This is a genomic window from Shinella sp. JR1-6, assembly GCF_004284735.1.
GTDB lineage: Bacteria > Pseudomonadota > Alphaproteobacteria > Rhizobiales > Rhizobiaceae > Shinella.
In genome coordinates this window covers 27,089-43,001 of the sequence record NZ_SHMI01000009.1, presented here as the reverse complement: position 1 = coordinate 43,001, position 15,913 = coordinate 27,089, and the positions used below count along the sequence as shown (strand labels likewise).

The following is a 15,913-nucleotide window of genomic DNA, read 5'->3' as shown; positions in this document are numbered from 1 at the left end:
CGGGCTTCGGCCCGCCGTTTTTGTTTGTTCATTCCGCCGGCGCAGGGTCCTCGCGGTTGGTGAGGTAGACACCGACAACGACGATCAGCGTGCCCAGGATCATCGGGATCGTCAGTTCCTCGCCGAAGATGGCAGCAGCCTGGAGGGCGGCGATCGGCGGCACGAGGTAGATGAGGGAGGCCGCACGGGACACCTGTCCACGGCGCAGCAGGTAGAGCAGCAGCAGGATCGCCCCCATGGAGATGCCGAGAACCGACCAGGCGAGCAACGCGACGAAAGCCCAGCCGAAATCGACATGCAGGTTTTCCAGACTGAGCGCGAGGGGCACGGTGACGATCAGCGCGCCGATATATTGCAGGGTCGCGATCGCCCTGATGTCCCCCGTCGGCAGATATTGCTTCTGGTAGATCGTGCCGTAGGTGACGGCTGCCATGCCGAGCATGTTGACGACGATGGCGAAGGCCGGGATTTCTGCCGCCCCTTGGCCGAAGAATTTCGGCAGTACGGCCAACAGCACCCCGAGGAAGCCGAGACAGAGGCCGGCCTTCTGTGCCGGGCTCAACCGCTCACCGATAAAGAACGGTGCGGCCAGCGCCGTCATCAACGGCTGCAGCGCCGCTATGATGGAGGAAAGCGCCGCCGGAACGCCCTCGCCGATCGCCCACCAGACCGCCCCGAGATAAAGGCCGTGCAGGAAAGCGCCGGAGACGACGGCGTGCACGACAGTGCGCCGGTCACGCGGCCAGGCAGCGCCGGTCACGACGCAGAAACCGGCAAAGAGCAGCGCCGCGGTCAGGTAGCGGATGCCGAGAAAGGTCAGCGGCTCGGAAACGAAGGTCGCGTATTTCGCGACGACCCAGCCGGTGGACCAGAGCAGGACGAAAATGGCAGGAGCCAGGCGATCGAGGGACATGGGACTTTCGGCAGGGAAACAATCAGTGCGCGAGCGATAGGCGCCGCTTCCACGACGGTCAAAGGAATTTCCTTGATGATTAGGTTCAGCGAAAGAGCGGGCAAAATCGCTTTTTCAGCATCTGCCCATGTTTTCGGCAGATCCGTCCCGCCCGCTCCCCGCAAACCAGCCCGGGGTAAACACGCGCATGGACCACGCATCGGGAAAACCGTCCTTCCGGCCGGTTTGGCTGTTCCCAAAGCGGTGTGAGAATTCTTTCCTGCTAATTGAGCATGGTTCTTGCATTGCCCCTGATGTTGTACTCAAATGGCGAAAAATGGGGAACACGCCTTTGGCATTTGATGAAATGATGAATGCGGACCAAGGCCCGCGGCAGCCATACGAAAACTACCATGACTGGTACGAAGGACAGGATCGGGCTCGCCTGATCGCCAAATCAAGAGACGCCGAGAACCTCTTTCGAAAGACCGGCATCACCTTCGCGGTCTACGGACACGAAGACAGCTCCGAAAAGCTCATCCCCTTCGACATCATCCCGCGTATCATTTCCGGCCGAGAGTGGCGCAGGCTCGCCCAGGGCATCGAACAGCGGGTCATCGCCCTCAACGCCTTCCTTGACGACATCTACCACAAGCAGGAAATCATCAAGGCGGGCCGCATTCCCCGCGAGCTGATCGAGCGCAACGTCGCCTTCCTGCCGCAGATGATCGGCTTCAAGCCGCCGGGCGGCGTCTATACGCACATCGTCGGCACCGACATCGTACGTACGGGCGAAGACCAGTTCTACGTGCTGGAAGACAATGCCCGCACACCCTCCGGCGTCAGCTATATGCTGGAAAACCGGGAAACCATGATGCAGATGTTCCCGGAACTGTTCCACCTCAACAAGGTGCGGCCGGTCGAGGATTATCCCAAGACGCTGCGCCAGAGCCTTGCCTCGCTGGCCCCGCCCGGCTGTTCGGGAAAACCGCGCGTCGCCGTGCTCACGCCGGGCATCTTCAATTCCGCCTATTACGAACACTCCTTCCTCGCCGACATGATGGGCGTGGAGCTGGTCGAGGGCTCGGACCTGCGCGTCGTCGACGGCAAGGTGAAGATGCGCACGACCCGCGGCTACGAGGCGATCGACGTGCTCTACCGCCGCGTCGACGACGACTTCCTCGACCCGATGACCTTCCGGCCGGATTCGGCGCTCGGCATTCCCGGCATCATGGATGTCTACAAGGCCGGCAACATCACCATCGCCAATGCGCCCGGCACCGGCATTTCCGACGACAAGGCGATCTATTCCTACATGCCGGAGATCGTCGAGTTCTATACCGGCCGCAAGGCGCTGCTCGAAAACGTGCCGACCTGGCGCTGCTCGGAAGAGGACAGCCTGAAATACGTGCTGGAACACCTCAGCGAACTGGTCGTCAAGGAAGTGCACGGTTCGGGCGGCTACGGCATGCTGGTCGGCCCAACCGCCTCGAAGAAGGAATGCGCGGCCTTCGCCGAAAAGCTCAAAGCCCGGCCGGCGAACTACATCGCCCAACCGACGCTGTCGCTCTCCACCGTCCCGATCCTCGTCAACAAGGGCATCGCGCCCCGGCACGTCGATCTCAGGCCCTATGTGCTCGTTTCCGACAAGGTGCAGATCATTCCCGGCGGGCTCACCCGCGTGGCGCTGAAGGAAGGCTCGCTGGTGGTCAACTCCAGCCAGGGCGGCGGCACGAAGGACACCTGGGTTCTGGAGGACTGAGCCGATGCTGGGAAGAACTGCAAACGGCCTCTACTGGATGTTCCGCTATATCGAGCGCGGCGAGAACATCGCCCGCCTCGTCGATGCGGGCCTGCGCATGGCGCTGACGCGCTCCGGTTCCTCCGACGAGGACTGGGACGGCGTCTTGCAAAGCGCCGGCGTACGCGAAGACTTCGACACCGTGCACACCAAGCTGACGAGCGCGGATGCCATCGACTATCTCCTGCGCGACCACGCCAACCCGTCGAGTGTGATGTCCTGCATCGAATCGGCGCGCAACAATGCCCGTATGGTGCGCACGGCGCTGACGCGGGAGACCTGGGAAGCGACCAACGAGTGCTGGATCGAGCTGAAGCTGGCACTCTCCAAACGCGTGAAGCCCGCCGACATGCCGGAGGTGATCGGGACGATCAAGCGTTGCACCGCCCTCATTCGTGGCGCGTTCCACGGCACCATGCTGCGCGACGACATCTACAATTTCTCGCGCATCGGCACCTTCATCGAACGGGCGGACAACACGGCCCGCATCCTCGACGTGAAATATTACGTGCTGCTGCCGGCGATCGCCAAGGTCGGCTCCTCGCTCGACAACATGCAATGGGAATCGATCCTGCGCTCGGTCTCGGCGCACCGCTCCTACAGCTGGGTCTATGACGGCGACTATTCCTCCACCAACATCTCCGACTTCCTGATCCTCAACGACCGCATGCCGCGCTCGCTCGCCTATAGCTACGACAAGATCGTCAGCAACCTCGGCTATCTGGCAAAGCTTTACGGCGACAACCACGCGGCGCACGAGACGGCCTCCGCCACGCTGATGCTGCTGCGCAGCCGCACCATCGACGACATCATGGAACAGGGGCTCCATGAGTTCATCGAGGAGTTCATCGTACACAACAACCGCCTCGGGGAAGAGATCTCCGACGGCTACCGCTTCTATCGCTAGCGGGAGCGAGCCATGCGACTGAAGATCAGCCACACGACAGAATATCACTACGACGACCCGGTGCAGTATTCGCTGCAACGCCTCCGCCTGACACCGAAAACCCAGCCCGGCCAGATCGTGCGCGACTGGAAGACCACCGTGCATGGCGCGCGGCTGGAGGCCGGCTACACCGATCATTTCGGCAATCATGTCGATCTCGTCAGCACCAATGCCGAGCAGGTGGCGATCCGTATCGTCGCCGAGGGCGAGGTGGAGACGGAAGACCGGGCCGGTGTCTTCGGCCCGCACCAGGGCTTCGTGCCGCTCTGGCTTTACCTGCGCGAAACGCCGCTGACCAAGCCCGGCAAGCTGATACGCGACCTTGCCAAATCCGCGAGCGGCGACAATGAACTGGCACGCATGCACGCGCTGATGGCCGCCATCCACGAGACCGTCGCCTACAAGCCGGGAGAAACCGCCCCCGACACGACGGCAGAGCAGGCACTGGAGAAGAAGCAAGGGGTCTGCCAGGACCACGCCCATGTCTTCCTTTCTGCCGCGCGCCATCTCGGGCTGCCGGCCCGCTATGTCTCGGGCTACCTGCTGATGGAAACGCCCGAACAGACGGCGAGCCACGCCTGGGCAGAAGTGCATCTGCAGGGCCTCGGCTGGGTCGGCTTCGATGCGGCCAACAAGATTTGCCCGGATGCGCGCTATGTGCGCCTGTCGACCGGCCTCGACTACAAGGACGCCGCCCCTGTTTCCGGCATGGTGCTCGGGCACTCGGCCGAGACGATGAGTGTCGCCATCACGGTGGAGCCGGCCGGCCAGAGCCAGTCGCAAAGCCAGAGCTGACCAGCCGAACCTGAATCAACATGCGCAAGGCGCGCCGTAAGCCTCTGAATCGATTCACAGGCCCTTACGTCGAAATCGCTTTAAGGGCCTGTGCAACTGCTTCAACGCGATGCCGCTTCGAGCAGACGGAAAAAAGACGGGCGTGATCCGAAGAGCGCGCCCGAAAAGTTCAGTGGCTGTCCTTGCCAACCGCACTGCCCCGACAACCCTTGAGGAAATCGAGATCGGCGCCGGTATCGGCGCCCTGGACGTGCTGCTGGTGCAGCCAGGCGTAACCGGATGTGGGCAGGTCGTGGTGCGGCTTCCATTCGGTGAGCCGACGGGCCAATTCCTCCTCGGGAATGTCGAGATGCAGGCGGCGGTTCGGCACGTCGAGCTCGATCATGTCGCCGTTCCTGACGACGGCCAGCGGCCCGCCGACGGCCGCTTCCGGCGAGGTGTGTAGGACGACGGTGCCATAGGCCGTGCCGGACATGCGCGCATCGGAGATGCGCACCATGTCGGTGATGCCCTTCTTCAGCACCTTCGGCGGCAGGCCCATATTGCCCACCTCGGCCATGCCCGGATAACCCTTCGGCCCACAGTTCTTCATGACCATGACGCAGGTCTCGTCGATGTCGAGCGCGTCGTCGTTGATCTTGGCCTTGTAGTCGTCGATGTCCTCGAAGACGACCGCCCGGCCCCGATGGGTCAGGAGATGCGGCGAAGCGGCCGAGGGTTTCAGCACCGCCCCCTTCGGCGCGAGATTGCCGCGCAGCACGACGATGCCGCCCGACTGGGTCAGCGCCTTCTCCGCCGGCAGGATCACGTCCTCGTTCCAGTTGACGACGTCCTTGACCTCATCCCACATCGTCTCGCCGGAGACCGTCAGCGCATCCTTGTGCAGGAGGCCGGCCTCGCCGAGACGCTTCAGCACCACCGGCAGGCCGCCGGCATAGAAGAACTCCTCCATCAGGTATTTGCCCGACGGCATCAGGTTGACGACGGTCGGCACGTCGCGGCCGCAGCGATCCCAATCGTCCAGCGTCAGATCGACGCCGACCCGGCCGGCGACGGCGAGCAGGTGGATCACCGCATTGGTCGAGCCGCCGATGGCCGCATTGGTGCGGATGGCGTTCTCGAAGGCTTCCTTCGTCATGACCTCTGATGGCTTCAGGTCGTCCTTGACCATCTGCACGATGCGCCGGCCGGTGAGCTGCGCCATGACCTTGCGGCGGGAATCGACGGCCGGGATCGCGGCATTGCCTGACAGCGCCATGCCCAGCGCCTCGGCCATCGAGGCCATCGTTGAGGCGGTGCCCATCGTGTTGCAGGTGCCCGACGAACGGCTCATCGACGCCTCGGCCTCGAGGAACTCGGCCTGCGTCATCTCGCCGGCCTTCACCATTTCGGAGAACTTCCAAAGATGCGTGCCCGAGCCGACCCGCTCACCGCGGAAATAGCCGTTCAGCATGGGGCCACCGGTGACGACGATCGCCGGCAGGTCGACCGAAGCCGCCCCCATCAGCAGGGACGGCGTGGTCTTGTCGCAGCCAACCATCAGCACACAGCCATCCATCGGCTGGCCGCGGATCGCCTCCTCCACCGCGAGCGCGGCAAGATTGCGGTACATCATCGCGGTCGGGCGGAAGGTGTTTTCCGAGGCCGAGAACACGGGCACTTCGAGCGGGAAGCCGCCCGCCTCCCAGACACCGGCCTTTACCTTCTCGGCGAGCTCCCGCAGGTGCCCGTTGCACGGCGTCATGTCCGACCAGGTGTTGAGGATGCCGATGACCGGGCGACCGTCGAACAGGTCGTGCGGATAGCCCTGGTTCTTCATCCAGCCGCGGTGGTAGATCACGTCGCGGCTGGTGCCGCCGTACCACTCCTGCGATCTCAGCCTGCGCGGCCACTCAGCTTTCTTTTTCATGTCCTCAGTCCTTGAAGGGACCGCTCGGCATGGGGTCGCCGAGCGGCCTTTGTCTCACGCCAGGGTGTAGGCGGTCTTGACGGTTGTGTAGAATTCGCTGGCGTATCTGCCCTGCTCACGCGGGCCATGCGACGAGCCCTTGCGCCCGCCGAAGGGCACATGGAAGTCGACGCCCGCTGTCGGCAGGTTGACCATGACCATGCCGGCCTCCGCATTGCGCTTGAAATGCGTCGCATGCTTGAGGCTGGTCGTGGCGATGCCGGAGGAGAGGCCAAAGGGCGTGTCGTTGGCGACAGCCAGCGCCTCCTCGTAATCCTTGACGCGGATGACGGCGGCGACGGGGCCGAAGATCTCTTCCCGCGAGATGCGCATGTCGTTCGTCGCCTCGGTAAAGAGCGCAGGCGAAAGATAGAAGCCGGGCGTGTCCCGCTTCAGAAGCTCGCCGCCGAAAGCGAGTTTTGCGCCTTCCTTCCGGCCGATCTCGATATAATCGGTGTCCTGCTTCAACTGGCTTTCATCGACGACCGGGCCGATATGCGTGCCGGCCTTCAGTGCATCGTCGACGACCACACCTTTCAAACGCTCACCAACGGCCGCGACGAACTTGTCGTGGATGCCCTCGGTGACAATGACGCGCGAGGAGGCGGTGCAGCGCTGGCCGGTCGAGAAGAAGGCCGAGTTGACGGCGGCTTCCACAGCGACAGAAAGGTCCGCATCGTCGAGAACGACGAAGGGGTTCTTGCCGCCCATTTCGAGCTGATACTTGCGGTTATGCTCGACGGAGGCGAGCGCCACGCGTTTTCCGGTGCCGGTGGAGCCGGTGAAGGTGACGGCGTTGACATCGGGGCTGTCGAGCATGGTCTGCCCGACGACGGAGCCCTTGCCCATGACGAGGTTCAGGACACCCTTCGGCAGGCCGGCGCGCACGAGAATGTCGACGATCGCCCAGGAACAGCCGGGCACCAGTTCGGCCGGCTTGAAGACGACGGTGTTGCCATAGGCAAGCGCCGGGGCGATCTTCCACGCGGGGATGGCGATCGGGAAATTCCAGGGCGTGATGATGCCGACGACGCCAACCGGCTCGCGGGTAATCTCGACGCCGATGTTCGGACGCACGGACGGCAGCGTCTCCCCGGCAAGCCGCAGGCATTCCCCGGCGAAGAAATCAAAGATCTGGCCGGCGCGCACCGTCTCGCCGATGCCTTCGGCCAGCGTCTTGCCCTCCTCGCGCGACAGCAGCCGGCCGAGTTCGTCCTTGCGGGCCAGAATCTCGTCGGCGGTTTTCCGCAGGATCGCGTGACGCTCAAGGATGCCCGAACGCGACCAGCCCGGAAAAGCGGCCTTCGCCGCCGCGATCGCTGCCCTGGTATCCTCGACGGAGGCGCGGGCATACTCCCCCACCACGTCGCCGGTATTCGACGGGTTGATGTTCTTGATCGCATCCGAGCCGACCCACTCGCCGGCAATCAGGTTCTGGTGGATGGTCATGGGTAAGGCCTCCTGTCTGTCCCGCGCCGCGCGAAGGCGGCACATCCCTTACAATTGGCGGATTTCGATCCGTTCTTCCCGGGCAATGGCCAGCGGATTGCGCAGCGGCAAGCCGAAACCATCCGCCCCGATCTCGAACACATCCCCAGTCTCGGTGCGGATGCCGTCACCGAAGGAGAGCGTCGCCGTGCCGAACATGTGGACGTGGATGTCGCCCGGCGCACGGAACAGGCCGTATTTGAAATGGTGGTATTCGAGATTGGCGAAGGTATGGGACATGTTCGCCTCGCCGGAGACGAAGGGCTTTTCCCACAGCACCGTGCCATTGCGCACGATACGCGAGAAACCGCGGATATCATCCGGCGCGGCGCCGATGCGGATTTCCGGACCGAAACTCGCCTGGCGGAGCTTGGAATGGGCAAGGTAGAGATAGTTGATGCGCTCCGTCACATGGTCGGAGAACTCGTTCGCAACGGCAAACCCGAGACGGAAGGGCGAACCATCGGCGGCGATCACATAGATGCCGGCCATCTCCGGCTCCTCGCCGCCATCGAGCGCGAAGGCTGGGGAGGTGAGCGGGCTGCCGGGCGCCACGGCCTGCGTGCCGTTGCCCTTGTAGAACCATTCGGGCTGCACACCCTTCTCGCCCGGCTTCGGCTTGCCATTTTCGAGACCCATGCGGAACATCTTCATGGAATCGGTCAAGGTTTCCTCGGCCGCCTCCGTCGTCTTCTTGTGCATGGAATCGCGCGTGGCGGCCGAGCCGAGATGGGTGAGACCCGTGCCGGTCAGATGGAGATGGGCGGCGTCCGGATGGGTGATCGGCGACAGCAGCCGGCCCGCGGCATAGGCCGCCTCCAGGTCGACGACCTCGCCGAACCCCCTTTCGTCGACGACGGCTTTCAGAGACTGCCCGCTGTTGGCGGCTTCCATGGCCAGCGCGTAGACGCTGCCCGCGCCCTTCACCGCACGGCCCTCGCCGCCTTCCTCGCGCACGACCACCGTGATCGAACCGTCGGCATTCGCTACCTGTGACATCAGCATTTTCGTTTCCTTCCTGAAGCCTGGACCAAGCCAAAGCTTCGCACCTGCGGCGGACAGACGTCACCGCACTGGCTGCATCCGCAGCCGGTCAAACACGTTGGCAACCCATGGGCGGACCGGTCCCCGGTCAGCCCTTGTTCTTGTTGTAGACGTCGAAGAACACGGCCGCGAGCAGCACCAGCCCCTTGATGAGCTGCTGGTAGTCGATGCCGATGCCCATGATCGACATGCCGTTGTTCATGACGCCCATGATGAAGGCGCCGATAACCGCGCCGGTGATCTTGCCGACACCACCCGACGCGGAGGCACCGCCGATGAAGCAGGCCGCGATGACGTCGAGCTCGAAGCCGACCCCGGCCTTCGGCGTCGCCGAGTTGAGGCGGGCCGCGATGATCATGCCGGCGAGCGCCGCAAGCGCGCCCATGTTGACGAAGGTGTAGAAGGTCAGCCGCTCGGTGTTGATACCCGAGAGTTTCGCCGCCTTCTCGTTGCCGCCCATGGCGTAGATGCGCCGGCCGATCGTCGTGCGGGTCGTGACGAACGTGTAGAGCGCGATGAGCAGGCCCATGACGACAAGAACGTTCGGCAGGCCGCGATAGGTCGAGAGCTGGAAGCCAAGGAAGATCGCCACGGCGCTGATGATCGCCATCTGCACGGCGAAGAAGGCGAAGGGCTCGTTCTCCGTCTCGTGCAGCGCGTTCATGCGGCGCTCGCGAAGCCCGGCATAGATGGCATAGCCGACGAGCAGGATGACGACGAGAAGGGCGAAATAGTTCTTGATGAGGCTGGTCGCGGGATCCGTGAGCGACAGGAAGTCCGGCACGAAGCCCGTGGAAAGGATCTGGAAGTCCTTCGGGAACGGGCCAACCGGGCGGCCGCCGAGCACGACATAGGTCATGCCGCGGAAGACGAGCATGCCGGCGAGCGTGACGATGAAGGACGGGATTTTCTGGTAGGCGACCCAATAGCCCTGCGCTGCGCCCATCAGCGCGCCGACGAAGATGCAGAGCGGCACGACGATGATCGCCGGCATCCCCCATTTCACCAGCATGATCGCCGAGATCGCGCCGATGAAGGCGACGATCGAGCCGACCGAGAGATCGATATGCCCCGCCACGATGATCAGGAGCATGCCCAGCGCCATGATGACGATGAACGAGTTCTGCAGCACGAGGTTGGTGATGTTGACCGGGCGGAAGAGCACGCCGTTGGTGATGACCTGGAAGAAGATCATGATGACGACGAGCGCGACGAGCAGGCCGTACTCGCGGATGTTCTTGCGCAGGTAGTCTCCCACCGAGGGCTGGGTCGTCTTGGTCGCGGTATCGGTGGACATTAGTGTTTCTCCCCGGAGCGCATGATGGCGCGCATGATGGATTCCTGGCTTGCTTCCGCCCTTGAAAGCTCGGCCACGATGCGTCCTTCGTTCATGACATAGATGCGATCGCAGGTGCCGAGCAGCTCCGGCATCTCCGAAGAGATCATCAGGATGCCTTTGCCCTCGGCGGCAAGCTGGTTGATGATGGTGTAGATTTCGAACTTCGCGCCGACATCGATGCCACGCGTGGGTTCATCGAGGATCAGAACCTCGGGATTGGTGAAGAGCCATTTCGACAGCACCACCTTCTGCTGGTTGCCGCCCGAAAGATTGACCGCTTCCTGGTAGATCGAGTGCGAGCGGATGCGCAGCTTCTGACGATAGCCGGAGGCGACCTTGGCTTCCTGGTGATTGTCGATGATCGTCGCCTTGGAAACGCCGTTGAGATTGGCGAGCGTCGTGTTGTGCATGATGTTGTCGATCAGCACGAGACCAAGCTGCTTGCGGTCCTCGGTCACATAGGCAAGGCCGGCCTCGATCGCCTTGGGGATCGTGCTCACATCCACCGGCTTGCCGCGCATGAAGACATCGCCGGTAATCTTGTGGCCCCAGCTCTTGCCGAAGAGGCTCATCGCCGTCTCGGTGCGCCCCGCCCCCATCAGGCCCGCAATGCCGACGACCTCGCCGGCGCGCACGGTGAAGCCGATATCGTGCAGGAACTGCCGGTCGCGATGGTGCTGGTGGAAGACGTTCCAGTTCTTCACCTCCAGCAGCGTCTCGCCGATCTTTGGCTCGCGCGGCGGGTAGCGGTCTTCCATCTCGCGGCCGACCATGCCCTTGATGATGCGGTCCTCTGAAATGTCCTCGTGATGACAGTCCAGCGTCTCGACCGTGCCGCCGTCGCGCAGGATGGTGATCTGGTCGGCGACCTTTTTGATCTCGTTCAGCTTGTGCGAGATGATGATCGAGGTCATGCCCTGCGTGCGGAACTCCATCAGCAGCTTCAAAAGCGCATCGGAATCCTTTTCATTGAGCGAGGCGGTCGGCTCGTCGAGGATGAGCAGGCGCACCTTCTTGGAGAGCGCCTTGGCGATCTCGACGAGCTGCTGCTTGCCGACGCCGATATCGGTGATCAGCGTGCCCGGCGGCTCCTTGAGGCCGACCTTGTTCAGAAGTTCCTGCGTACGCCGGAAGGCGAGCTTCCAGTCGATGATGCCGTTCGTCGCGACTTCGTTGCCCAGAAAAATATTTTCGGCGATCGACAGGAGCGGCACCAGCGCCAGCTCCTGGTGGATGATGATGATGCCCAGATGCTCGCTGTCCGAGATCGTGGAGAAACGGCGGACTTCGCCGTCGAAATGGATTTCGCCCTCGTAGGAGCCGGCCGGATAGACGCCGCTCAACACTTTCATGAGGGTGGATTTGCCGGCGCCGTTCTCGCCGACAAGGGCGTGGATCTCGCCTTCGCGGACCTTCAGGTTGACGTTGTCCAGGGCCTTCACACCCGGAAACGTCTTCGTGATGCCGCGCATTTCGAGAAGGGTCTTGCTCATGTACCAGTTTCCAGCGGCCGGCCATCACCCATCGATGGGGAAGCCGAGCCTATTCGCTCTGCGATCCGGAGAAAAGAGGGTTCGCGCGTCGCAGCGCGAACCCCGGAGAAGGAAGAAACGATCAGTTCTTCAGCTGGTCGGCCGTGTAGTAGGCCGAGTCCGTCACGAGGATCTTTTCCGCGTTGGACTTGTCGACGGCAACGGGCTTCAAGAGGTAGGACGGGACGACCTTGACACCATTGTCGTAGGTCTTGGTGTCGTTCACTTCCGGCTCCTTGCCTTCCAGGAGCGCGTTGACCATGCCGACGGTGACCTTGGCAAGCTCGCGCGTGTCCTTGAAGACCGTCGAATACTGCTCGTCGGCGAGGATCGACTTGACGGACGGCAGCTCCGCGTCCTGGCCGGTGACGACAGCCATCGGCTGGTCGCCCGAGCCGTAGCCGACGCCCTTCAGGGCCGACAGGATGCCAATGGAGAGACCGTCATAGGGCGACAGGACGCCATCGACGCGGCCATCGGTGTAGGTCGAGGACAGCAGGTTTTCCATGCGGGCCTGCGCGACCGCGCCGTCCCAGCGCAGCGTGCCGACCGTTTCCATGCCGGTCTGGCCCGACTTGATGACGATGTCACCCTTGTCGACCAGCGGCTGGATGACGGACATCGCACCATCGTAGAAGAAGAAGGCGTTGTTGTCGTCAGGCGAACCGCCGAACAGTTCGACGTTCCATGGCTTGGTGTCCGGGAACTTTGCCTTCAGGCCATCAACGAGGCTGGTGGCCTGGAGAACGCCGACCTGGAAGTTGTCGAAGGTGGCGTAATAGTCGACATTGCCGGAATCACGGATGAGGCGGTCATAGGCGATAACCTTCACACCAGCGTCGGCGGCCTTCTGCAGGATGTCGGAAAGCGTCGTGCCGTCGATGGCACCGATGACGAGGACCTTGGCACCCTTCGTCACCATGTTCTCGATCTGGGCGAGCTGGTTCGGAATATCGTCGTCAGCAAACTGCAGGTCCGGCGTGTAGCCGGCGTCCTTGAAGAGCTTTTCCATCGTCTCGCCGTCGGAAATCCAGCGGGTCGAGGTCTTGGTGGGCATGGAGATGCCGACCATGCCCTTGTCCTGGGCGAAGGCCGGCGCCACGAACGACGCGACGCTGATGGCGGCGGCGGCGAGGAGCGAAGTGATCATTTTCATTGAAAGGTCTCTCCCTGGTGCGCACTGGCCGAAATTGCGGCCAGGCATTGTTCTGTGCACGGGCGGGGTCGCATTCAGACGACGGCCTGGACTGGAAGGCATGGAGCCCGCCGGTCCCCACTCCCAAGGACCCCAGCGCACATTGGCGCAACGTCTACCGAATTGCCATAACTGTCAAATGCAATGAACTTCTATTTCGATATCAAAACTGGTATATGGAGGCAGATATATACTATTTTTACCGATCGAGATAACCATGCGTTTAGACGATGATATCGACGAACAGCTCTTCCCCGGCGAGGGCGGCGGGGATCTCAAGGACGTCGGCCTCCTGCGCAGCGGCCTGAAGCTCAGTCACCTGCGCATGATCGTCGCCATCGAGGAGCACAAGCAGGTCAGCGCCGCTGCCGATGCGTTGAACATATCCCAGCCCGCCGCCTCCCGCATGCTGACGGAAATGGAGACCATCCTCAAGGCGCAGCTGTGCGAGCGTGTCTCGCGGGGCGTGGCGCTCACCGCCTTCGGCCGGGCCTTTGCGCGGCGCGCGCGCACCATCCTTCTCGAACTGCGCGAAGTCGACCGCGAGCTTTCCGCCCTGAAATCCGGCACCGGCGGCTCGGTCTTCCTCGGCTCGGTGACGGCGCCGGCGATCAGCCTCGCCGTCCCGGCGATCCAGCAGGTCAGCGCCGCCTATCCCGGCATCGAGGTGAATGTGCGCGTGGAGACGAGCAACGTGCTCGCCCGGGAGCTTCTGGCGGCACGGCAGGACTTCATCATCGCCCGCGTGCCCGACGATCTCAATCCGCGGCTCTTCAACGTCACCGAGATCGGCATCGAAAAGGCTTGCCTCATCGTGCGCAAGGGCCATCCGCTGCTCGAAAAACCCGCCGCCAGCCTTGCCGACCTGCCGCACTACGACTGGGTCTTCCAGCCGGCTGGCACACTGCTTCGCCGGCGCATCGAGGAACTGTTCCTCGCTGCCGGCGTGCCGCTGCCCTCCACCGTGGTCAACACTTCGTCCATTCTGCTGACGACCGCCATCGTCTGCGGCTCGAACGCCATCGCCCCCGTCGCCCGCGACATGGCCGTCTTCATCGCCGATGTCGGCGCGCAGGCGGGTGAAATCAGCATCCTCAACACCGATTTCGAGATCGACATCAAGCCGTACAGCCTTATCTCGGTCAAAGGCAGGGCGCTGCCGCCGAGCGCCAAACTGCTCTATGATCTGATCCTGCAACGCAGCCGGATGCTTTCGCCGGATTGAGGAGGTCCTTCATGTTCGGCATGACCGTATTCGAATCCGTGCTGGAGCGGCTGAAGACCGAGGCACGCCACGCGGCTGAGGAAGAGGCGGCCGATGAAGGGCACGATAATGGGGGGCCGGCCGAAGTGCGCGGATTGCCCTCCGGCTTCGCCGGCCTCGGCACGGGCGGCGCCTTCATGTCCGGCTCGCAGGCTGCAGCCGCCTATCTCGATCTCTACGAGGAACCTGCCCCTGTGGAGCCGGAACAACCGGCTGCTGCCGAGCCCCCGCCACCCCCACCGCATCTCCTGCGCATCGCGCCGGAGGAGGTGGCGAGCGACCTTTGTCTCAACGGCAAGGAAAGCGTGGACGAACTGCTCGCCCGCCGGCGTGCCTTTGCCCGGGAAAACCACCCCGACCGCGCGCCGGAAGAGCTGCGCGCCAATGCGACCTTGCGCATGAAGATCGCCAACATGCTGATCGACGAGACCATCCGGCGGATCAATGTCGAAAAAAGCCTCGGCCTGGCGCGCTGAGACGATGCCCCTCCGAGCATTTCCGCTTTTCTACGAAAAGCTAAAACGCTCCAATTCCGGTTTCAACGCAATTCCGAACGCAAAACCGCTTCGCACTCTTGCTGGAATTGCGTTAGCCCTTCGGCTCCTGCTCTGGCGGTTTTGCGGCCGGATCGGACGGCTTGAAGAAGAGGATGAGCTGCGCGAAGGCATAGGCCGAGACGACGAGGAAGATGGTGCCCCAGGTCTGCTCGCCATTGTAGAATTCCACCGCCGTCCAGGCAGCACAGATCCCAACCAAAAGCAGCCGCCGCCAGAGCGGACGGTAGAACGGATGGTCGGGATCGATGAACTTCATGAACGTCTCCTCACGCTTCAGCGCCTACATAGGCGGTTTTCCCGTGCGAGGGAACCGGCTTTCAGGCATCGAGCCGATCGAGGAACGCTGCAAGCTCGGCTGGCGCGATATCGACGAGATGGCCCTTTTCCGGATAAGCGCCCGAGCGCACGTCGTCGGCATATTCGCGGAAGGCCGCGATGCGCTCCAGCTGCAGCCGGTCATATTCGGCAGCGAAGTTGCGGTAGACCTTCGCATGGCGCGGATAGTGCCCGCGATTCTGGCCGAGCACATCCTCGGCAAAGAGGTATTGCGCATCGCAGCCCGTGCCCGCCCCCATTGAGAGCATGACGAGCCCTGTCCTCGCGCTGATCGCCGTGGCGATCTCGCCCGGCACCACCTCGATCTCCGCCGCGAAGGCGCCTGCCTCCTCCAGTGCCTTCACCTGCCGGAAGATCTCCAGCGCGCTCTCGGCCGTCTTGCCAACGGCGCGGAAGCCGCCCGTCCAGGTGGCCTTGGAGGGAATGAGCCCGACATGGCCGCAGACCGGGATGCCCTCCTCCCGCAGGCGCCGGACGGTGGAAAGCCCGGCGGCGCAATAGACCGCATCGCCCCCGGCCTTCATCGCCTGGAAGGCGCTGCGCAGATAGTCGTCCGCCGTGACGAGATCGCCGTATTCCAGCCCCGGAAAGGCAAAGACAGTCGGCGCCGCCTCCCGGAAGGCCGGGCCCAGCAGCGCTGGCGGCACGGAAACGAGATCGACACCCGCCTTCTCGGCGGCCTCCGCCTCCTCCAGTGTCACGACGCGCAGCATGGTGAGCTGCCGCTTGCCCTTCATTGCCTTGAGGTCGGCAACGGTTGGTCTTCTGATCTTCAT

At 63.2% G+C, this 15,913-nt stretch carries 14 protein-coding genes; 5 read left to right on the top strand and 9 right to left on the bottom strand.

What is annotated here, in order from left to right:
- Positions 1-28: 28 nt before the first annotated feature.
- Complete coding sequence (locus EXZ48_RS17125) at positions 29-913, bottom strand: DMT family transporter (RefSeq protein ID WP_130517224.1); 885 nt, start codon at positions 911-913, stop codon at positions 29-31.
- A 316-nt stretch (positions 914-1,229) separates the two neighbouring features.
- On the opposite strand from EXZ48_RS17125, the gene EXZ48_RS17120 reads away from it, so the two are divergent.
- Genes EXZ48_RS17120 through EXZ48_RS17110 form a run of 3 tightly spaced genes read left to right on the top strand, consistent with a single transcriptional unit; the run spans position 1,230 to position 4,434 of the window.
- Complete coding sequence (locus tag EXZ48_RS17120) at positions 1,230-2,654, top strand: circularly permuted type 2 ATP-grasp protein (protein ID WP_082342417.1); 1,425 nt, start codon at positions 1,230-1,232, stop codon at positions 2,652-2,654.
- A gap of 4 nt (positions 2,655-2,658) precedes the next feature.
- Positions 2,659-3,600 carry an alpha-E domain-containing protein gene (locus EXZ48_RS17115; protein ID WP_023513794.1) on the top strand — a complete coding sequence of 314 codons (942 nt, stop codon included), beginning with the start codon at positions 2,659-2,661 and terminating at the stop codon, positions 3,598-3,600.
- Between the two features lie 12 nt (positions 3,601-3,612).
- Positions 3,613-4,434 (top strand): transglutaminase family protein, encoded by an 822-nt coding sequence (locus EXZ48_RS17110; protein ID WP_023513793.1) that lies wholly within the window; start codon positions 3,613-3,615, stop codon positions 4,432-4,434.
- A 169-nt stretch (positions 4,435-4,603) separates the two neighbouring features.
- On the opposite strand, the gene araD is transcribed toward EXZ48_RS17110, so the two are convergent.
- The 6 genes from araD to chvE all read right to left on the bottom strand — a co-directional run bounded on the left by araD (position 4,604) and on the right by chvE (position 12,941).
- Positions 4,604-6,343, bottom strand: a complete 1,740-nt coding sequence (gene araD, locus EXZ48_RS17105; RefSeq protein ID WP_130517222.1) for an L-arabinonate dehydratase — start codon at positions 6,341-6,343, stop codon at positions 4,604-4,606.
- Positions 6,344-6,397: 54 nt separating this feature from the next.
- Positions 6,398-7,831, bottom strand: coding sequence for an aldehyde dehydrogenase family protein (locus EXZ48_RS17100; protein WP_050744229.1), 1,434 nt, complete (start codon positions 7,829-7,831; stop codon positions 6,398-6,400).
- Positions 7,832-7,879: 48 nt separating this feature from the next.
- Positions 7,880-8,875: an AraD1 family protein gene (araD1, locus tag EXZ48_RS17095; RefSeq protein WP_130517220.1), complete on the bottom strand. Its 996-nt coding sequence runs from the start codon at positions 8,873-8,875 to the stop codon at positions 7,880-7,882.
- A gap of 127 nt (positions 8,876-9,002) precedes the next feature.
- Entirely contained in the window at positions 9,003-10,211 is a 1,209-nt protein-coding gene (gene mmsB, locus EXZ48_RS17090; protein WP_024270172.1) for a multiple monosaccharide ABC transporter permease, read from the bottom strand.
- Complete coding sequence (mmsA, locus tag EXZ48_RS17085) at positions 10,211-11,746, bottom strand: multiple monosaccharide ABC transporter ATP-binding protein (RefSeq protein WP_024270173.1); 1,536 nt, start codon at positions 11,744-11,746, stop codon at positions 10,211-10,213. The genes mmsB and mmsA overlap by 1 nt, the downstream gene beginning before the upstream one ends.
- 121 nt (positions 11,747-11,867) lie before the next feature.
- Positions 11,868-12,941 carry a multiple monosaccharide ABC transporter substrate-binding protein gene (chvE, locus tag EXZ48_RS17080; RefSeq protein ID WP_024270174.1) on the bottom strand — a complete coding sequence of 358 codons (1,074 nt, stop codon included), beginning with the start codon at positions 12,939-12,941 and terminating at the stop codon, positions 11,868-11,870.
- 256 nt (positions 12,942-13,197) lie between these two features.
- Between chvE and EXZ48_RS17075 the strand changes: the two genes are divergently transcribed.
- The gene (locus tag EXZ48_RS17075) at positions 13,198-14,205 is read left to right on the top strand and encodes a LysR family transcriptional regulator (RefSeq protein WP_050744128.1); all 1,008 of its coding nucleotides are present in this window, start codon (positions 13,198-13,200) and stop codon (positions 14,203-14,205) included.
- Positions 14,206-14,216: 11 nt separating this feature from the next.
- Positions 14,217-14,720 carry a hypothetical protein gene (locus tag EXZ48_RS34915; protein WP_050744127.1) on the top strand — a complete coding sequence of 168 codons (504 nt, stop codon included), beginning with the start codon at positions 14,217-14,219 and terminating at the stop codon, positions 14,718-14,720.
- Positions 14,721-14,832: 112 nt separating this feature from the next.
- Here EXZ48_RS34915 and EXZ48_RS17070 read toward each other — a convergent pair whose 3' ends face one another.
- Together EXZ48_RS17070 and EXZ48_RS17065 are read right to left on the bottom strand one after the other, a co-directional pair.
- Positions 14,833-15,057, bottom strand: a complete 225-nt coding sequence (locus tag EXZ48_RS17070; protein WP_023513188.1) for a hypothetical protein — start codon at positions 15,055-15,057, stop codon at positions 14,833-14,835.
- Between the two features lie 61 nt (positions 15,058-15,118).
- Positions 15,119-15,913, bottom strand: coding sequence for a 3-methyl-2-oxobutanoate hydroxymethyltransferase (locus EXZ48_RS17065; RefSeq protein ID WP_050744126.1), 795 nt, complete (start codon positions 15,911-15,913; stop codon positions 15,119-15,121).

Bases quoted from the DNA above. Each gene is read 5' to 3' on its own strand.
- EXZ48_RS17065 (WP_050744126.1), bottom strand. From the start codon at position 15,913: ATGAAGATCAGAAGACCAACCGTTGCCGACCTCAAGGCAATGAAGGGC.
- EXZ48_RS17075 (WP_050744128.1), top strand. From the start codon at position 13,198: ATGCGTTTAGACGATGATATCGACGAACAGCTCTTCCCCGGCGAGGGC.
- araD (WP_130517222.1), bottom strand. From the start codon at position 6,343: ATGAAAAAGAAAGCTGAGTGGCCGCGCAGGCTGAGATCGCAGGAGTGG.
- chvE (WP_024270174.1), bottom strand. From the start codon at position 12,941: ATGAAAATGATCACTTCGCTCCTCGCCGCCGCCGCCATCAGCGTCGCG.
- EXZ48_RS17110 (WP_023513793.1), top strand. From the start codon at position 3,613: ATGCGACTGAAGATCAGCCACACGACAGAATATCACTACGACGACCCG.
- EXZ48_RS34915 (WP_050744127.1), top strand. From the start codon at position 14,217: ATGTTCGGCATGACCGTATTCGAATCCGTGCTGGAGCGGCTGAAGACC.
- EXZ48_RS17125 (WP_130517224.1), bottom strand. From the start codon at position 913: ATGTCCCTCGATCGCCTGGCTCCTGCCATTTTCGTCCTGCTCTGGTCC.
- EXZ48_RS17070 (WP_023513188.1), bottom strand. From the start codon at position 15,057: ATGAAGTTCATCGATCCCGACCATCCGTTCTACCGTCCGCTCTGGCGG.
- EXZ48_RS17120 (WP_082342417.1), top strand. From the start codon at position 1,230: ATGGGGAACACGCCTTTGGCATTTGATGAAATGATGAATGCGGACCAA.
- EXZ48_RS17100 (WP_050744229.1), bottom strand. From the start codon at position 7,831: ATGACCATCCACCAGAACCTGATTGCCGGCGAGTGGGTCGGCTCGGAT.
- EXZ48_RS17115 (WP_023513794.1), top strand. From the start codon at position 2,659: ATGCTGGGAAGAACTGCAAACGGCCTCTACTGGATGTTCCGCTATATC.
- araD1 (WP_130517220.1), bottom strand. From the start codon at position 8,875: ATGCTGATGTCACAGGTAGCGAATGCCGACGGTTCGATCACGGTGGTC.
- mmsA (WP_024270173.1), bottom strand. From the start codon at position 11,746: ATGAGCAAGACCCTTCTCGAAATGCGCGGCATCACGAAGACGTTTCCG.
- mmsB (WP_024270172.1), bottom strand. From the start codon at position 10,211: ATGTCCACCGATACCGCGACCAAGACGACCCAGCCCTCGGTGGGAGAC.